Raw genomic sequence first — 16,968 nt, forward strand, 5'->3', positions numbered from 1 at the left:
TCAGTTTATCAGTTTATCAGTTTATCAGTTTATCAGTTTATCAGTTTATCAGTTTATCAGTTTATCAGTTTATCAGTTTATCAGTTTATCAGTTTGCCAGTTTGCCAGTTTGCCAGTTTGGCAGACCCGGAGGGTCGAAAGGAACTAGCGCGGGGTGCAACCCCGGGGGTCCGCCCCAGCAAACCATCAAGTCCCAGAGGGACGACAGAAGGCAAATCCCACGCAACGCCACAATCTAACAAACCACCTCATCTAACCAAAGCCATCAACCACGAATCTTCCATCAACCACGAATCTTCCATCAACCTTCGATCGAGAAAATACTCAAGGCTGCACCTCTTGCGAACCCTCCTTCGCCTTGGTCAACAATTCCCGACTCAGTTCGCGCAATGCGTTGGCGGGAATCAACAGCCCCAAGGTGCGTGAGAACCGCGCAATATGCATCCCTACCAAATCGCCCTCTTGGTTGAAGATGGGCACTCCGGCATCCTTGGCAAAGAGTGGCAGGGCATGACGCACCACCATGGGGTAGGGCGCCCGATGCCGACTGATTAAGGACCTGTCACGAACAGGCCCCATGCTGCGGTTTTTACGCAGGGGTCGGCGACTATCAGCCGCCACATTCCAACGCACGGAACCATTCAGATCGCGAGCTAACAGCAGGTCGCCCGCTTCGAGGTCTTCGATGTTTTTAGGCCAGGAGATTGGCTTCAAGGGCGCGCCATCCTGCAGTCGAACCAGCGCCAGATCCCATCGCGGATCCGTGGCAAGCACCTTGGCCGGTGCCAACTTTCCATCGATCGCAACGGAAAGGCTGTCGGTTTTATCCACCTCACTGGCCTTGGTCAGCAGATGATTCCCATCCAGGGCGATGCCGGCACAAAGGGGCTTTTTGTTCCCATACAGGGTGACTTGGCTGATGGCATGCCGCGGGAACTCGGGGAGCTTCCTGGTAAACACCGGATCGCCTAGACCGAGCCCAAATGCCTGTTTTCTGGAAATTGCCAAGGCCTCGGTTGTCATATGCTGCACGATGTCTTGCTGCGATATGTTGAGCTTGCCGCTGGCATCCGCACGCTGCGCCACGAAGTCGATGGTGCTTGGGTATTTGATCTTCATTCGGCGCATGAATTCGTGCTGCAATTGTTTCATGCTAGATGCATCCAACGAGCCTTTCTTCGCGAAAGTGGCTACCGCTCCCTTCGCCGGGTCGCCCCAACGTTCCTTGTTGAGGAGACGTTTTTGATCGAGATGGTATTGGTCAATGGCAGGAAACAAATTGAGCCCGAGATGGCTGGAGGCACTGCTGTCGATGGCGATGAGTTGGCCGTCGATTGAAAACAGCGGACCACCTGAATCTCCGGGTTGGATATTACAATCGGCAAAGAGGAAGAAAGGCTTCGAGCGCGAGATTCCGTGGCTGGTGATCCTACCCAACCTCGCCTGGGCAGGTCGGCCTTTGATGCGACCCGATGGGTGGGCCAGGGTGTAACACAAGGCCCCTGTAGTGGGTGCTGTGGCGGCCAGCTGACAATGTGGCCAGTCGGCGCGCTGCGGCTGTTTGATTTTCAGGAGCGCGTAGTCGGTTTCCTCATTGTATCCCAGCCGCTCAGCCTTCGCCGTGCTGCCGTCACTGAGGACGATCGTCGCTCCCCGGTCGTCCTTGATATGCTTCGCCACATGAGCCGCTGTTAGGATCAGGCCATCGGGAGAAATCAGCACACCGCTCGCCGAGCCACCGTAGAAGATGGCCACGGTGCAGGGCATGGTTTTTGCAATACTCTGTTTCAGCTGCCGGGAGATGAGCACAGGGTCGTGAGCCGGGTCTTCTTTGGCGTGGAGTGAGCTCAGGCAGAGCAGGAGAATGAATAGGCGGTGCATGATGTGAGGTGGGGGCGGTCGCGCCGTCAAAACGATGGCACCGAGCTTAATACCTCTAACGTTTGCTGCCACAGAGATCAAGCATCGTTGGGCTTTGTGTCATGCACTAGGCGCTGTGCGGACGGGCAACCAGCTACTTCGGTTGCACTTCCAGCGAATAGAACGAAGCATTCTCACCCTCGATGCCTGAGCTTCGGCGCAATTCCACCTTCTCGCTAATCCCGTCCGGATTGGGGGTGGTGAGCATGGTTTGCCACTCGCTGCTGTCATCTTGCCAGAGACTCAGGTCACTACCCAGCCAACGGATGATAAAGTCGTTAGGGTCCATGCCAACGCGGCGGTTGAAATGCAGCTCCGGGTAGCTGGAACCCTCCGATTCCACCAGATGAAGTTCCGGCAGGGCCTTGTAGCCATTTCCGTTAGGTCCTACTCCTAGAGCGAAGGCGAGATATTCTGACAGGCCGTCACGTCTGAGACTGGTCGGGTAGGTCGCCACATGGCGTGTCTCCCATTCGCGAAACGTGACCGTGGCCCGAATATCATTATCGCCGGACGCCGCTGCCAGGCCGGCTAAAAGATCGAGAGGGAAGCTAACACTCACCGCTGTCAGATCGGTCCACGTTTGGTGATCGGCTGAGTATGAGGGGATGATTTCATTCCCGGCTCGAGCCACTTTGATGAACAGGGGAAGTGTGAGATTACTCACCAGCACGGTGGTGGTCTCGCTTGCTCCGGCTGTGCTGCGCACCGACTGGACAAGGTCACCATTGGCTTTCAACGACAGCATGAAATGGGCGCTATTAGCAGTCTCGCTTTGACGCAGCATCACACCCGCTGAGCCATCAGCTGTTAGGTCGGACATCGACTCAATTTGTGCACTCAGATATCCATCGCCGCAGAAGGCTCGGTGGGCAAAGGTGACACTATCGGAATTCCCATCGATACCGGAAGCGGATGTTGCGGTGAGGTAAAACTCCCAGTGGTCATTCATCGTCGAGGCCGTTCCACTGCCGATGTCGCTGAGGGTAATATCGGTCCCAGGTTGTGCCCAGAGGCCATTTGCTAGGGAACTTGAGTAGCGCAGCTCTTGAGTCAACTCATCGCGGGTGTCTCGCTGCGCGTAGGTGCGACTGGTATTTCCGTAAGTGTCCACGGCCCACTGGTCGTAGAGAGCCGCCAGTTCGGTCACCTTATCCGGATACTCCCAGCGTAGGTTGCGGGTCTCGGTTCGGTCGTCTTTCAGGTTATACAGTCGCCACGGGCTGCTGCTGAACGCGGCGAGTTTCCAATCGCCCTGAATCACACCAAACTCGCTGGAATTATACTCAAAGCCCCAAAAGTCAGGAGCTGGTCGGGTGCCGCCTCTGAGAATAGGCATCAGACTGCTGCCATCCATCGGTGGCACCGGGTTACCATTGTTTTTCGTCAAGGAATCGTAATCCGCGCCGGAGACATCGACGAGGGTGGCCATGACATCGACGATGTGGCCAGGCTGGTCGGTTATCGAGTTCGGCTCGATCACACCCGGCCATCGAGCAATGAATGGAGTGCAGATGCCGCCCTGTTGTTGCGACTGCTTGTAGTAGCGGAATGGGGTGTTGCTGAATGCCGCCCAAGCAGGGCCCATGCTCCAGCGTGAGTTTTCTAGGGACGGGCTGGAGCTTTTATTGCTGGTGTTGTCGAAGGCTTGAGCACCATTGTCTCCGGTGAAAATCACCAGAGTGTTGTCCTCGATACCACTGTCGATCAGTTGCTGGAGAACTTTCCCCACATTCTGATCCAAGCAATCCATCATCGCGGAATACACCGATCGACGGTGATCCTCGCGGTCTTGTTCTGCCGCGCTGAGGTCGCTCCACTTCGGAATATCAGCCCGCAGGTGGGGGAGCTGCCAGTGCGGATCGACAATCCCTTTTTCCTTCTGCCTCTGCCATTTCTCTTCTCGCAACACATCCCAGCCTTGCATGTAGCTTCCTCGATATTTGTTGATCAAATCCAAGGGCGCTTGCAAGGGCGTGTGGGGGGCATTGAATGCTAGATAGAGGAAAAACGGTTGGTCCGGATGGTTCTCGACCGCATCCTTGATGAAGGTGACCGCATTGTCTCCCAGGGCGTCAGTCTGATAGTATCCTGAGTCAAAGCTCGTCTGGTAGCTGCTGATTCCTGACGAGGTATTGAAACTGGAATCAGGATAGGCTGAGAGGTAGTTGCCACTTTCCGCAGTATCTCGCCTCATTTCTGTTGCTCCGATACCAGCGGGGAAGTATTGGACGCTACCACTGTAAAAGCCATAAAAACGATCAAAGCCCTGCTGCACTGGGATATTTGAGCCGGTGCCGAGGTGCCACTTGCCAACGGCGTAGGTGCGATATCCCACGGTCTTTACCGCTTCCGCCAAAGTGGCTCCGCCAGAGGTGTTAGAACCTCGACCGTGATAGAGCCCTGTCATGACCGATGTCCGTGTGGTCTCGCATTTGGCATTGTTGTAATACTGGCGGAAACGCATTCCGGCCGAGGCCAGGCTGTCGATATGAGGGGTGTCAATTTCCCCGCCGTAGGCACCAATATCGGAGTATCCCATATCGTCGGTGATGATGTAGATGACGTTCGGTTTCTCTGCGTCGGACGGATCTGATGGGTCGGGGTCATTGGGATCGGGATCTTGAGGGTCCCCAGTGTGAGGTGACACATCGGTGAAGCTCACGCCGAGGCGAATCTCGTCGAACCCGTCCACCTGGGTTTCACCAATGTTGAGCATGCTGAGCGACTGCTGGGCGCTCAGAGGCATGTCGAAGGTGTCGCTGGCAATGGCTTCACTTTCCGCCGGTTCGCTCGAGAGATCGGTGATGTTGAAAACGAAGATTTCATCCGGCGTGCCATCCGGTTTCCAATTGATCTTGGCCGCTAGTAGGAACGGTGTGCCTTCGCTGTCATTGGGGTTGAGCTGGGAGGCGGAGCGGGTGGACGCTGTGGCGTTGAGATAATAGGCGGTTTCTACTCGTGCGTTGGCACCCGTTTGAGGTTCGCCAATCATGATCCCCACACCGTAGCCAGCAGAGTTCAGCGTGTGGTCGTTCGAGAGCGCCAGCTGGGTGGAGGTCAGCACCAGTGAGCTGTCCGGACCCGACACTCCGTGATCGACGTAGAGGAAGCTGATCCACAAAGTCGAGTTGTCTGAGGTGAGTGCATTGACCGATGAGGTGCTTAACGAGCGTGATGCGACTGTGTAACCCGACCTGGCCGAGCGGAGGGCGTAATTTCCAGTCACCCCGAGACTCCTGCCCACACTGTCGGTGAAGCTCAGTCCACCAGTTGTCACCTCCATCTCCACATCATTGATCAGCTGTGACCAGCCGCCGGAAAATCCGGTGCCGCCGTTTTGGCTGCCACTACCGAGGAATACCCCGTCACCATCCGTGCCTGTTGCCGGATAATCAAAAGGTTCGTAAACGACCACTTGGGCAGACAGGGAGGGAAAGAAACTGCTCAGGCTGGTCAACAGGGCAAGCAGACAGGGATCAAATGATTTGCGCATCATAGTGTTAAGAGGGAAGAGGGCTGATGCGTAGGGATCAACCCGACACATGTATCAACCTACTCTGCGCAATTAACTCTGAATGGGTTGCCTTAACAACACGGAACTTGGGCGATACTCAGCAAAGGCATTCTGCATTCGTGAAATGGCACAGTGTGATTGTTTAGCTCGGAGACGACTGGATGGCAGCAACCGTCGGCCCTGTATCTCGAGATGGTTCAGTCTCACAAAGAAGAAATGAGCGCGCGGATTATCACACCAGGTGAAGCGAGCTCGATCTGTCTGTTATAAGCGCGGATAGCTTGTAATTATCAGTGAGATTATAGGGGCTTTCCGGTCGGGGATTTTTGTATGTTATTCTGTCGTGATCTGTCAGGGTGATGAAGCTTTTTACAGTGGTCAGCAATAGTGCCATTGAGTATGAATCGCTTTGTCCATAATCATCATGAGCAAGCGAGTTTTACTATCCACAACAAGTTTCCAAGACACTCCCGGAAGTCATCAAGATCTCCTTAACGCCCAAGACTGGGAACTCGTGCGCGAGCGCGGGCCACTGAGCGAAGAGCGCATGCTTGAGCTGGCAGGCGAGTTCGATGCCTTTCTCTGCGGCGACGATATTATCTCGCCTGAGGTGATCGATCAATGTCTGCCGAGACTGCAGTGCATTTCCAAATACGGCATTGGCTTGGATAAGATCGACGTCGACTACGCCACGGAAAAAGAACTGCCCGTGCTGTTCACTCCGGGTGTAAATCACACCACGGTGGCAGAACACGCCTTTGGCTTTATGCTTTCTCTGTCGAAAAAAATCCACAGCAACGCCTGCGATGTCAAAGATGGCAAGTGGGTGGGCGGCTGGAAAAAGCCGGTGGGCAACGAGGTCATGGGGAAAACCCTCGGCATCATTGGCATGGGCCGCATCGGCAAGGAAGTCGCCATCCGCGCCCGGGCATTCGGGATGGAGGTGATCGCCTACAACCGCAGCTTCGATGCCGAGTTTGCTGAGCAACATGGAATCCAACAAGGTGGCTCGGCCCAGGAGGTGCTGGAAGCGGCCGATATCATATCCTTGCACTGCGCCCTGACACCCGACACTCGGGAGCTGATCGATGCGGCACAGATCGAGCGCCTCAAGGACGGGGTGTTGATCGTCAACTGCGCTCGTGGCGAGGTGGTTCATTCCAAGGATGTTGCCGCGGCACTGGTCAGTGGGAAAATTGCAGGCTTTGCAGCTGACGTGTTAGATGCCGAGCCGCCCGAAGCGGACCATCCGCTGATCACCGCCCCAAACACCATCATCACGGCCCACATCGCATCGCGCACCCATGAGTCGGTGCAGCGTCAGGCAAACCGATGCTTGAATAATCTGATCAACTTCTTCGATGGCACCGATGACGTTCTCTGCGCCAACGGAGTCATCTAACATAAATCCACATCTCTTTTTTAAAACCAACCTAACAAAACAATGCTGAATATCAAATCCGCTGAGTCCTGCCAATACGACATCATCTCCATGGGCGAAATCATGCTGCGCCTTGACCCGGGTGACGGTCGAGTCCGCACCACACGCCAGTTCCAAGCCTGGGAAGGTGGCGGTGAGTATAACGTAGCGCGTGGTTTACGCCGCTGCTTTGGAAAACGTGCCGGGGTGCTGACCGCATTTGTGGATAATGAAGTGGGCCGACTGCTCGAGGACCTTGTGCTGCAGGGCGGGGTGGACACCCAGTTCATCAAATGGGCGGATTTCGATGGGCTTGGCGTGGCTTCACGCAACGGCCTGAACTTCACCGAGCGCGGATTCGGTCTGCGCGCAGCCAAAGGAACCTCCGACCGCGGCCACACGGCGGCTTCTCAGTTGACGGTCGATGATTTCGATTTCGAACACATCTTCGGCACCTTGGGCGTGCGTTGGTTCCACACCGGAGGCATCTTTGCCGCTCTCTCCGAGGGCAATGCCCAGCTGAGCATTGAAGCCTGCAAAATTGCCAAAAAACATGGCACCATCGTTTCCTACGATCTCAACTACCGTCCTTCACTGTGGAAATCTATCGGTGGCCAGGCGAAAGCCCAGGAGGTGAACCGTGAGATTGCCAAATACGTCGACGTGATGATTGGTAACGAAGAAGACTTTACTGCCTGCCTCGGATTCGAGGTCGAGGGCGTTGATGAATCTAACATCACAGGTCTCGAGCTCGATTCCTTCAAGAAAATGATCACCAAAGCTGTGGAAGAGTTTCCTAACTTCAAGGCCACCGCCACAACTCTGCGCGAGGTGCACACCGCATCAGACAACGACTGGGCCGCACTCTGCTGGCACGATGGTGAGTTCTACCCGTCGGTGAACCGCGAACACTGCGAGATCTTCGACCGCGTAGGCGGTGGCGACTCTTTTGCCTCCGGCTTGATCTACGGTTTCATGGAATTCAACGATCCTGCCCAGGCAGTGGAATACGGTGCCGCTCACGGTGCGCTCGCCATGACCACCCCTGGTGACACCACCATGGTCACCAAGGAAGAAGTGGCTAAACTGGTCGGTGGCGGCTCGGCTCGGGTCGATCGCTAAGCTGGACTCCCACCAACTCACTCATCCACCCCGGCCAGTTTGATGTGGTCGGGGTTTTTTGTTGGTGTTTATGACACAGAGCGCTTGATGTCAGATTCGATTCCATTCAACATGGTTCCCATGATTCGAGTATTATGCATGCTGATGTTTGTTAGTCTGACTTCGCAGTGGCTATTGGCTGCGGATGATGGTGTTTCCCATCAGGTGCCAGATGTCATCAAGAAACAGGTTTTGCCCCAGCTGACCAGTTTGGAAGAGGTCCTGAAGAAAGCCAAAAAACACCGCAGCGGCGATGAGTCCGGAGTGATTTTATTGAGAGAGAAATACTACTGGGTGACGGAGGAGGGGCGACGCTTCCGCATCTATCACAACATCTATCAGGTGAAGACCGAGCAGGGGGTCGAATCGCTGTCACGTGACAATTTCGGTTACGATGAGAAGTTGATCAAGGTGCACCTCGCCAAGGCGCGCACTGTGCTTCCGAATGGCGAGAGTAAACCGCTCGCTGACAATGCGGCATTCATTCAGCGAGGTCGTGGGTCACACTCGGATCAATTGTATAACAGCAATCGAGAACTCGTTCTCATCTATCCGGATGTCAAAGTGGGCTCCATCACCGAGTGCGTGGTGATCTACGAGGACATTCAGCCGAGAATTCCACAGGAGATGTTAGGGTCCTTCAGCCTTGCCAGTGGCTGGCCGATTGTGATGAGTCGACTGGTCGTCGATCTCCCCGAGAAGATGGCGGAGCGTCTGAAAACCAAACACATCGCCACCCAGGTCCGGCCCGAGCGCCAAGCTGGCCGATCGGCTGGACGGAGTCAGATTGTCTGGCAGCAAAACCATAGTGAGGGTGAACATTACGAGCCAAACCGTGCTCCATCGGATCAGGCTGGACCGGCTATTCAGTTCTGCACGTTGGAAAGCTGGGAGACCTTCGGCCAATGGTATCGGAAGCTGGTCCAACCTCAGCAACTGCTCTCGAAAAAGCTCCAGGGGCTGGCGGATGAGTGGACCAAAGACGCGAAGTCTCGCGACGAAGTGATCCGCATTCTTTTCCAGCGGGTCGCCAACGACGTGCGTTACACCGGCTTGGAGTTTGGGATTTCCGGCCTAAAACCTTACTCCTGCGACGAGGTTTGGGATGCGCAGTATGGCGACTGCAAAGATAAATCGAATTTGCTCTGCGCTCTGCTCACCTACAAAGGTATTCCCGCCTACATCACCCTGGTCAATACCGAGCACCGAGGCGTGGTTCACCGTGAGGTGCCTGGCTACCATGCTTTTAATCACGCGATTGCAGCCATTGCTCCGGAGAAAGCCGACGGCCGGTGGATGTTCTGCGATCCCACCATCAATTACGGCAAGCCTGGGCAGCTCTCGCCATCGTCGTCGAACCGCGATGTGCTCATCGTTTCTCCCAAGAAGGTGCATTGGCAAAAGACGCCGGAGAGCACGGGCGGTCAGCTGCACTACGCCTTTGACCTGACGCTGAATGCCCAGGGAACCTTGTCGGGCTGGATGACTCTCAGTGCCAATGGTTTTTACGGAATTAGCGTGGGGGAATCCTATCAATCACTCGAACGCCAGAGTGTGCTACAGAAACTCAACGACCTGATCGAGCCTTACTACGCCGGTGCCGTGGTGGCCGACTACGTGCTTCCTGTTAGTCAGGGGAAACAGTTCCCAGACCCGGTCGTTGTAAAAGCTTATTTCACCTGCCCGGTCTCCCAGCCGAATGAGCAGGGACGACTACCTCTCCGTTTCCCCTCGTCCTCAAACCTCTTTTTGGACTACGGGGATCATGCCGCTCGGAATACCGATTTCTTCCAATGGCGGGATACCATTCGTGTTAGCGCATCGATCCAACTGCCATCAGGGTGGGTGATCGATTCAAAACCGCAGCCACTGGATATCGACACCCCTTACTACGCCATCAGCGCATCGTGGAATGGTAGGAAGCAAGATGTGAAGGCTCGCCAAGAAGCACCGGTGATGACGATGCGAATGGATGTCGATTGCCTAAGCGACCTGATCCCGGCTAATCAAATCGGTGTCGTTCAGCAGGCGAACCGGGCACTTGCTGCCTGGCTGCAAAAACCCGCTTTGCTCACCAAGAATGCGCAGCTTGCTGAAACCCAAACGCACACGGCCAATGAGGATGTGGAGCTGTCGTTGATGCCGACAGGGAAGGGGCAGATGGATTTGGTGAACCGACTCTATCCAAGCACAGGTTCCCTCGCCCTGCGAGAATTGGCATTGAAGAAAGCCCTGCAATTTTTCCCGAACGATCGCAACCTTGCCTTCGTGGTGGCATCAAGCTTGGCGCATATGAAATACAGCGTGGCCGATTACCAGAGTGCCAACAAGATGTATGCCGAGCTGTTGGCGCGACCGACCCAGGGAGTCGAACCAGCGGAGGTGCACTACGCGCGCTACATCCATGCCATGTCGCTGTATGAAGTGGATGAAAAAGAAAAGGCGATTGAGCTACTCACGCAGCTGGCCAAAGAAAGCGACCTCTCCAACTACCGCGAAGGGTGGACGCTGGCATTGTTAGGCGATTACTTGGCCACTAACACGGAGGGCCATGCGGAGCGTGCCGAGTTGGCGATTCAGCAGTATGAGAAAGCGCTCGAGGTGAAGAGCAACCACACGGCTTACACCGTGGCCAGCCTCTACATGCAGCGCAGCCATGCCGGCCAGGGCGCACGGGCTGCCGGAGAGTTCATAGAATGGATTTCCTCTGATCCTAAACTGAGTCAGGAGATCCTCGATGAACTGGATGCCAAATTGAACGATTCCAATTTCAACACGCACTTGGAACCCTCCCTCAAGGTGCTGGCTCAGGTCATCCCTGAAGTAAAGCAAGATGCCAAACTTAAGGATGCACTCAGTGAGATGCTCAAAGGTCACCAATCGAAGATGATTTCGAAAAAGGCAAACGTTGCAATCCGCACGAAGCTGCTGGCATTGATCGATCAAACCCGTCCCAGCTATCTTCGTGATGCAAGCGCTCCGCAAGGGGCGGATAGTCGTGAGAAGGTCGAGGCAGCCATGCAGGAGTATTATAACGAAAAGCATGCCCAATGGCTAACCACCGCTGCGTATTACTTCCGAACTTACCCAGCCGATGATTCCTTCACCAAACACCTCTGGGATTTTTACACCTACGTGAAATGGCAGGAGTATACCTCGCAGTCAGGTGAGAAACCGGTTCTGTTTGAGCCCCTAACAAAACTGGTTAAGACCATCCCCACCAGCGATCCCTACTACTGGGAATGCCTGTATGTGACCGCTTCATGGCACGAAGAACATGACCGATGGGAGGAGGTTCTCAAAATTTTCGAAGCCATCCCAACGCACCCGGATTACGATGAAGATTTCCGAATCACCTGCTGGGCGCGGATGGGCGCGGCCTACGAACGATTGGGGCGTTGGGAGGATGCCATTCGGGCTCACACCCAGCTCGCCGACGAAAGAGACTCCTACGAGTCGGTCTGCGAGCAGTTGTTACGCGCCGGGATGCTACAGTTGCGCATTGGCAAGCCGGACGCAGCCTTAGCCACTTGGAGACTGTTAGCCAGCGTGCCCAAATCGACTTGGGACGAATCCGTCGACGTCGATGATATCAAGACTGTGGTTCAACTCATGGCTGACGAGGCAAAGACCAAGCAGTTCTGGAGTCAGACAGATCGTTGGTGGAACGAGGAACTACTGCCACTGATGCAGACTGTGGGGGCTACCATCCCTGATAAGCCACTGCTGTATAACGCCATCAATGCCGAAGCCGTTCAGAATGCGGTGAGTGAGTCGACTTCCACTAAAAAACTAGCTGACCTGTTAGCCGCAAATTACCCAGTTCTTGAATCGGCGAGGTGGTTACCCTCGCGTCTGAGTGACGTCCAATTGACCCTTTACAATCCATCACTCAAACTGAAAGTCGCTGATTTCAGAAAAAACAGCGCCCTTCTGATCGGATATTACAAAGCCGTTCAATCGGGTTGCCCACCGGAACTGCTGCCAACCGCCCGCCTGATGGAGGTCGCCATACTGATTGATGCAGGCCACAACGAGGAGTCTGCCGCCGAGGCGTTGAAAAATTTGCAGCAGCTGGAGAAGTTAGACAATCCTGACCGCGAGCAACTCGAACGAACCACCCTCATTTACATGCTTGCTATCCAGCGTGCCGAAGGTGACCTCAAGGATGCCATCGCCCGTGCAGAACAACTGCAGGAGTCGCCACTGCTGTTTATTGAGAAAAACATGTTTGCACGCCACTACTGCCAGTTGCTGAACCAAAGTGGACAAACTGAAAAATGTCTCGAGGTGGTGCAGCAATCCATCGCTGGGAATGCGACCAAGGATTCGAACTACCACGCGCTGGTGGCGTTGGAAAAACAGCTGCGTGGCGAGCGCTTCTCGCGTGAAGGGTTCGGTCGACACCTGACAAGCTGGGTGAAAGCAAACCAACCGGCCTGGTTTGCCGAAGTGGACATCAAGTCCCTTGACGATGATCGACTCCCAGGCATTTCCGAGCTTATCGACGGTGACCGTGGAGAGCTCAGTGAGGTGCAATTTCTCAAAGCTTTGCTGCTGGTGGCGCAATCGCCGGAGCTGGAAATTGGCACCCGACAGGAAGCGTTTCTTTTCTACATTGCGGAGATGGTGAAATATCAAACGACTTGGGACGACGCTGTGAAATTGGTGACGGGTGCGATCAAGATGGAGCCTGGGTTTGAGAACATAAACCGCCGCTTGATCTGGACCCAATACGTCGATCACTGCTATGAGGGTCGACTGAAGCAGGCGAACCAACTTCGCCGACACCCGGCGTATGAACTGGTACAGCAATCGGTGCGAGAGACCACTGGCGTGCAAGTTCACAAGTTGTGTCAAGTCATTGCCAAGAACGACGCACAAGCGATCCTCTGGCACATCGAGGACGCTACGGCCGAGCCAATGGATAAGGTGAAAAGCGGGAATGTCTACACCCTCATCGAACAGCTGATCAGCTATGGCGCGCTTGAGCAGGCGGAAGAAGTTGCCAGCGGTATCAAAAACTGGAAACTCGAAGCCGAGCAGTCTAAAACAAAACTCGCATTGCGCCTCGAGTTAAAACAAACGCTGCGTACAGCCAAGCGTCAGCACGACGTGGTGAAGCAACTTTACGCAGCGAACCGTGAACGGATTGAGAACTTGGCAAAAAGTGCTCCCGACGGCTGGAATCAATATGTTAGAATTCAAAACAACCAGGCGTTCTCTCCAAAGCAACTCAGTGCCGTGGATGCCTCACGCTGGATGAAAACCGGCTGGATCGATCAAACGGATCTCTCGTTTTGGATGACCCACACGGGCTTCTGGCTCTACGATGAAGAGATCGAGGGGTTGGATGCGAAGGCCTTTGCCAATGCGATGGAAACCATTCTCAAGTCGGACCTTCGGGAAGATGCCAAGATTGGATTGCTGGCCGGCCTGCTGATGCTCAATATGCACGATGGGCCAGCCATGAAGGCTGGTTCTGAAATCCTGAACCGTGAGGACCTTCCGACGCTTGATCCTAAGGCCCAGGCAGCACTTCAATTGTTTGTTGAACAATCGCAGCGTTACTCAGGGGGTGACCCGGTGACATCGCTGGATATGTTGAAATTGAAAACCGATGACACAGTGACCGGTTTCCTCACGACCGCTACCGCGCTGATGCTGGCAATTTCAGAAGGGAAGAAGCCCAATATCGAGCGGGTGCTCGAAGATGCTGATTCTAATTTATTGTTAGATGATCACTTGATCCATGCCTACCTGCAGGCGTTGATCGCTATCGGGGATGATGACTTGGTCGATCTGGTGAAGGAACAGGCCTTGGATAATTTTCAGGACGATCTCAGCGAACTCTGGTTAAAACCGAATGTCTCGAGCTTTGCCTCAGCCGTGGATGTGACTACCTTGTTAGGGTGTGAGTCATTGATTTCTGAGCGTTTAATCCAGCATATCCGCGACAATGTTCATGAGGACCGTCACGCCAAGTTGGACTTGCTCGCCGCGTTGTTACGCAAAGATTGGAAGAAGGTGCTGGAAGCTGGCGATGTCATGCTGGAGGAAGACGAGGATCGCAGCCACCTGTTGAACTACGCCATGGGAATGGCTCATCAACACTCTGGGAATGTGGCGAAGGCCCGCGAGTTCTTCACGCCCTTGTCGAAGAAGAACCCGATCGAGCACACCTATATTCTGGAAGCTCGCAAACACCTCAAGCAGATGGAGGGCAAGTAATTCCAAGTTCGCCTAGGTTTATTGATTGGCATTTCAGCGTCTCCGAGCGAGGGTGTCCAGGTGAAACGTATCGTAGAACCTGAGATTCTCGACGAGCTGCCTGCCGATGATCCGGCGGCGGTTCGGAGTCGGAGAGACTTGCGTATGATCAATGCCCTCATGGGTGGTCCTCGGTGGATTGTTCGGCAGCTCGAGGGGCTGGGGGACATCGAGCGCATCGTCGAACTCGGCGCCGGTGAGGGTGAACTGAGCCAGCAGCTGAAGCGATCATTCCCTGACAGCGAAGTGGTCGCCGTTGATCTCATTGGCAAACCGGATGCCGTGTCTGCCGAGGTGCTCTGGCATCAGGGGAATGTGCTGGATTACCATGGTTTTGACGAATACACGGTAGTAGTTGCCAATTTGTTTATCCATCACTTGAAGGCGGATGCTTTAAAATTGTTAGGCAACCGTCTCGCCGACGCTCGAGCGGTGATCTTGGCCGAGCCCCACCGGGTGTCTTCGTCGCTAATCTTGGGACGCACTATTTTTCCTCTGATCAACCACGTCACGCGGCACGATATGATGACCAGCATCCGCGCAGGTTTTGTGCCGGGAGAAATCCCTGAATTGTTCGGTGGTGGCTTTCAATGGAGTGAAAGTTTCAGTCGCTTGGGAGGCATCCGCACGATGGGAGTGAAGCCATGAAGGAAATCGAAATCATCGGCGGTGGACTGGCAGGTCTGTCATTGGCGATCTACCTTCGTAAGCTCGGCGTGGATGTGACGGTTTTTGAGTCGGGGAGTTATCCCAAGCACAAGGTCTGCGGCGAATTTATCTGCGGCGTGGATGAGGCTGTGCTGCAAGATTTGGGGATTCAAGAGGTCATTGACCAGTCGCAGCATCACACGACGATGAAGTGGTGGATGGGCGACTCGCTTGTGCTCGCTGACCGACTTCCCACCGTAGCCTGGGGACTGTCGCGATACCGCTTGGACGAGGATCTGGCGCACTTATTGGTCGACCGTGGAGGGCGCTTGCAATGTGGTCAACGGGTGCAGACTGAAGACGCAGAGTCCAGAGTGTGGGCGACTGGTAAACGCAAAAAATCAGGTCGATGGATCGGGCTGAAAATCCATGTCACCGATGCTCAAATTGAGGGGCTGGAAATGCACGTTGGCGAGCGTGGCTACATCGGTCTGTGTGGCATCGAAGAAGGCAAGGTGAACTGCTGCGGCCTCTTCCGGGTGGACAAATCACTCAGGGGAAGTGGCTCGGAATTGATTGCGGCTTACCTGCAAGCGAACGGCTTGTTAGGTCTGGCTGCACGCTGCAGAAACTGGCAAAAAGACGAGGCGTCGTTTTCCGCCACGGCAGGGTTTTCTTTTGGCAAGCAGGAACAGGTTGGGGGACTTTGCGTTGGCGATGCCTCTTATCTTATTCCTCCATTTACTGGAAATGGCATGAGCATGGCGTTGGAATCGTCATGGCTCGCCGGGCCATGGTTGGCTCGATACGCGGCGGGGGAACTAACATGGTCGGCCGCCTGTGAAGGCTACGATCACGAATGTGTTGCCTTTTTCCGAAAACGGATGAGTCTGTCGGGTAACATGCAGCCACTGTTGTTTCACCGACTGGGCAGGATGTTGCTGAAGACCGCGGCGAAAACTGGCACCCTGCCGTTTCAATCTCTCTTTCACCACCTCAGAACTCCATGAATTTACTCGGCATCGCCTCCGCATTTCCTACGGCATCATTTACTCAACCACAATGTCTGGCCGCGATGCAGGAGGCGGATTTTTGGCTAGATCTCGATCGGCGTTCACAGGTTTTGTTAGGCAAGGTTCTGGGAGGCGACAGCGGGATCAACAAACGTCACTTCGCACTCGATCAACTGACCGACGCCTGGCGACGCGATGCCCAGGCCTTGAACGAAGCGTATGAACGACAGGCACCGAAGCTGGCTGCGGAAGCCGTGAAAAAGGCACTGGCAAAAAGCGGCCACCGTCCTGAGGAAATCGATGCCTTGCTCGTTTGTTCCTGCACCGGCTATCTCTGCCCAGGCGTGAGCAGTTACACCGGCGAGCAATTGGGGCTGCGTGAGGATGCGGTCTTGCAGGATATGACAGGGCTCGGTTGCGGTGCAGCGGTGCCCATGCTGAGGGTGGCGAACTCGATGGTTGCTGAGCGGCCGGACGCGGTGGTGGTGACGGTGGCGGTGGAAATTTGCTCGGCGGCCTTCTACGTGGAAGACGATTTTGGTGTGCTTATCAGCACCTGTTTGTTTGGCGATGGGGCGGCGGCTGCTGTGTGGTCGGGCGCTGGAGGAACGTGGCAGGTGGGCGACTTTGAATCGCTGCATCGACCGCAGCACCGGGAGAAAATCAGGTTCACCAATGCGGGAGGTAAACTTCGCAACCAACTCGACAAAAGCGTGCCACTCCACGCCGCAGAGACGGTGGAAAAACTCTATGCCAAGCGGCGCGGCGAGCCTCAAGCCTGGGTGACCCACGGTGGTGGCCGAGATGTGATTGAACAACTGGAAACCGTGCTGCCTTGCGATGAACTCAGCCTCGCTAGAGCGGTGATGCGAGATTATGGCAATCTCAGCAGTCCGTCCGTGTTGGTGGCTTTGGAACGCTTTCTCGAGCAAAGCGATGGCTCGGAAGACCGACTATGGATGTGTGCCTTTGGTGCTGGGTTTTCAGCGCACAGCTGCGAGATTGTTAGAAGTTGATGC

General features: G+C 54.9%; 8 protein-coding genes. 6 read left to right on the top strand and 2 right to left on the bottom strand.

Features of this window, described 5'->3' with window-relative positions; genetic code table 11:
• Positions 1 to 324 precede the first annotated feature (324 nt).
• Together JO972_RS12115 and JO972_RS12120 are read right to left on the bottom strand one after the other, a co-directional pair.
• The gene (locus JO972_RS12115) at positions 325 to 1,881 is read right to left on the bottom strand and encodes a trypsin-like peptidase domain-containing protein (protein ID WP_309490321.1); all 1,557 of its coding nucleotides are present in this window, start codon (positions 1,879 to 1,881) and stop codon (positions 325 to 327) included.
• A gap of 133 nt (positions 1,882 to 2,014) precedes the next feature.
• Complete coding sequence (locus tag JO972_RS12120; RefSeq protein WP_309490322.1) at positions 2,015 to 5,419, bottom strand: arylsulfatase; 3,405 nt, start codon at positions 5,417 to 5,419, stop codon at positions 2,015 to 2,017.
• Positions 5,420 to 5,861: 442 nt separating this feature from the next.
• Between JO972_RS12120 and JO972_RS12125 the strand changes: the two genes are divergently transcribed.
• The 6 genes from JO972_RS12125 (at position 5,862) to JO972_RS12150 (ending at position 16,965) form a co-directional block, all read left to right on the top strand.
• The gene (locus JO972_RS12125; protein ID WP_309490323.1) at positions 5,862 to 6,839 is read left to right on the top strand and encodes a phosphoglycerate dehydrogenase; all 978 of its coding nucleotides are present in this window, start codon (positions 5,862 to 5,864) and stop codon (positions 6,837 to 6,839) included.
• A gap of 42 nt (positions 6,840 to 6,881) precedes the next feature.
• On the top strand, positions 6,882 to 7,979 hold the full coding sequence (locus JO972_RS12130) for a PfkB family carbohydrate kinase (protein ID WP_309490324.1): 1,098 nt from the start codon (positions 6,882 to 6,884) through the stop codon (positions 7,977 to 7,979).
• 120 nt (positions 7,980 to 8,099) lie between these two features.
• Positions 8,100 to 14,249, top strand: a complete 6,150-nt coding sequence (locus tag JO972_RS12135; RefSeq protein ID WP_309490325.1) for a DUF3857 domain-containing protein — start codon at positions 8,100 to 8,102, stop codon at positions 14,247 to 14,249.
• Positions 14,250 to 14,309: 60 nt separating this feature from the next.
• Entirely contained in the window at positions 14,310 to 14,936 is a 627-nt protein-coding gene (locus JO972_RS12140) for a class I SAM-dependent methyltransferase (protein ID WP_309490326.1), read from the top strand.
• Positions 14,933 to 15,946 (top strand): NAD(P)/FAD-dependent oxidoreductase, encoded by a 1,014-nt coding sequence (locus JO972_RS12145; protein WP_309490327.1) that lies wholly within the window; start codon positions 14,933 to 14,935, stop codon positions 15,944 to 15,946. Before JO972_RS12140 ends, JO972_RS12145 begins: the two co-directional genes overlap by 4 nt.
• Positions 15,943 to 16,965: a type III polyketide synthase gene (locus tag JO972_RS12150; protein WP_309490328.1), complete on the top strand. Its 1,023-nt coding sequence runs from the start codon at positions 15,943 to 15,945 to the stop codon at positions 16,963 to 16,965. Before JO972_RS12145 ends, JO972_RS12150 begins: the two co-directional genes overlap by 4 nt.
• Positions 16,966 to 16,968: the final 3 nt, after the last annotated feature.

Source organism: Oceaniferula flava (assembly GCF_016811075.1).
In the GTDB taxonomy this organism is placed as follows: Bacteria; Verrucomicrobiota; Verrucomicrobiia; order Verrucomicrobiales; family Akkermansiaceae; genus Oceaniferula; species Oceaniferula flava.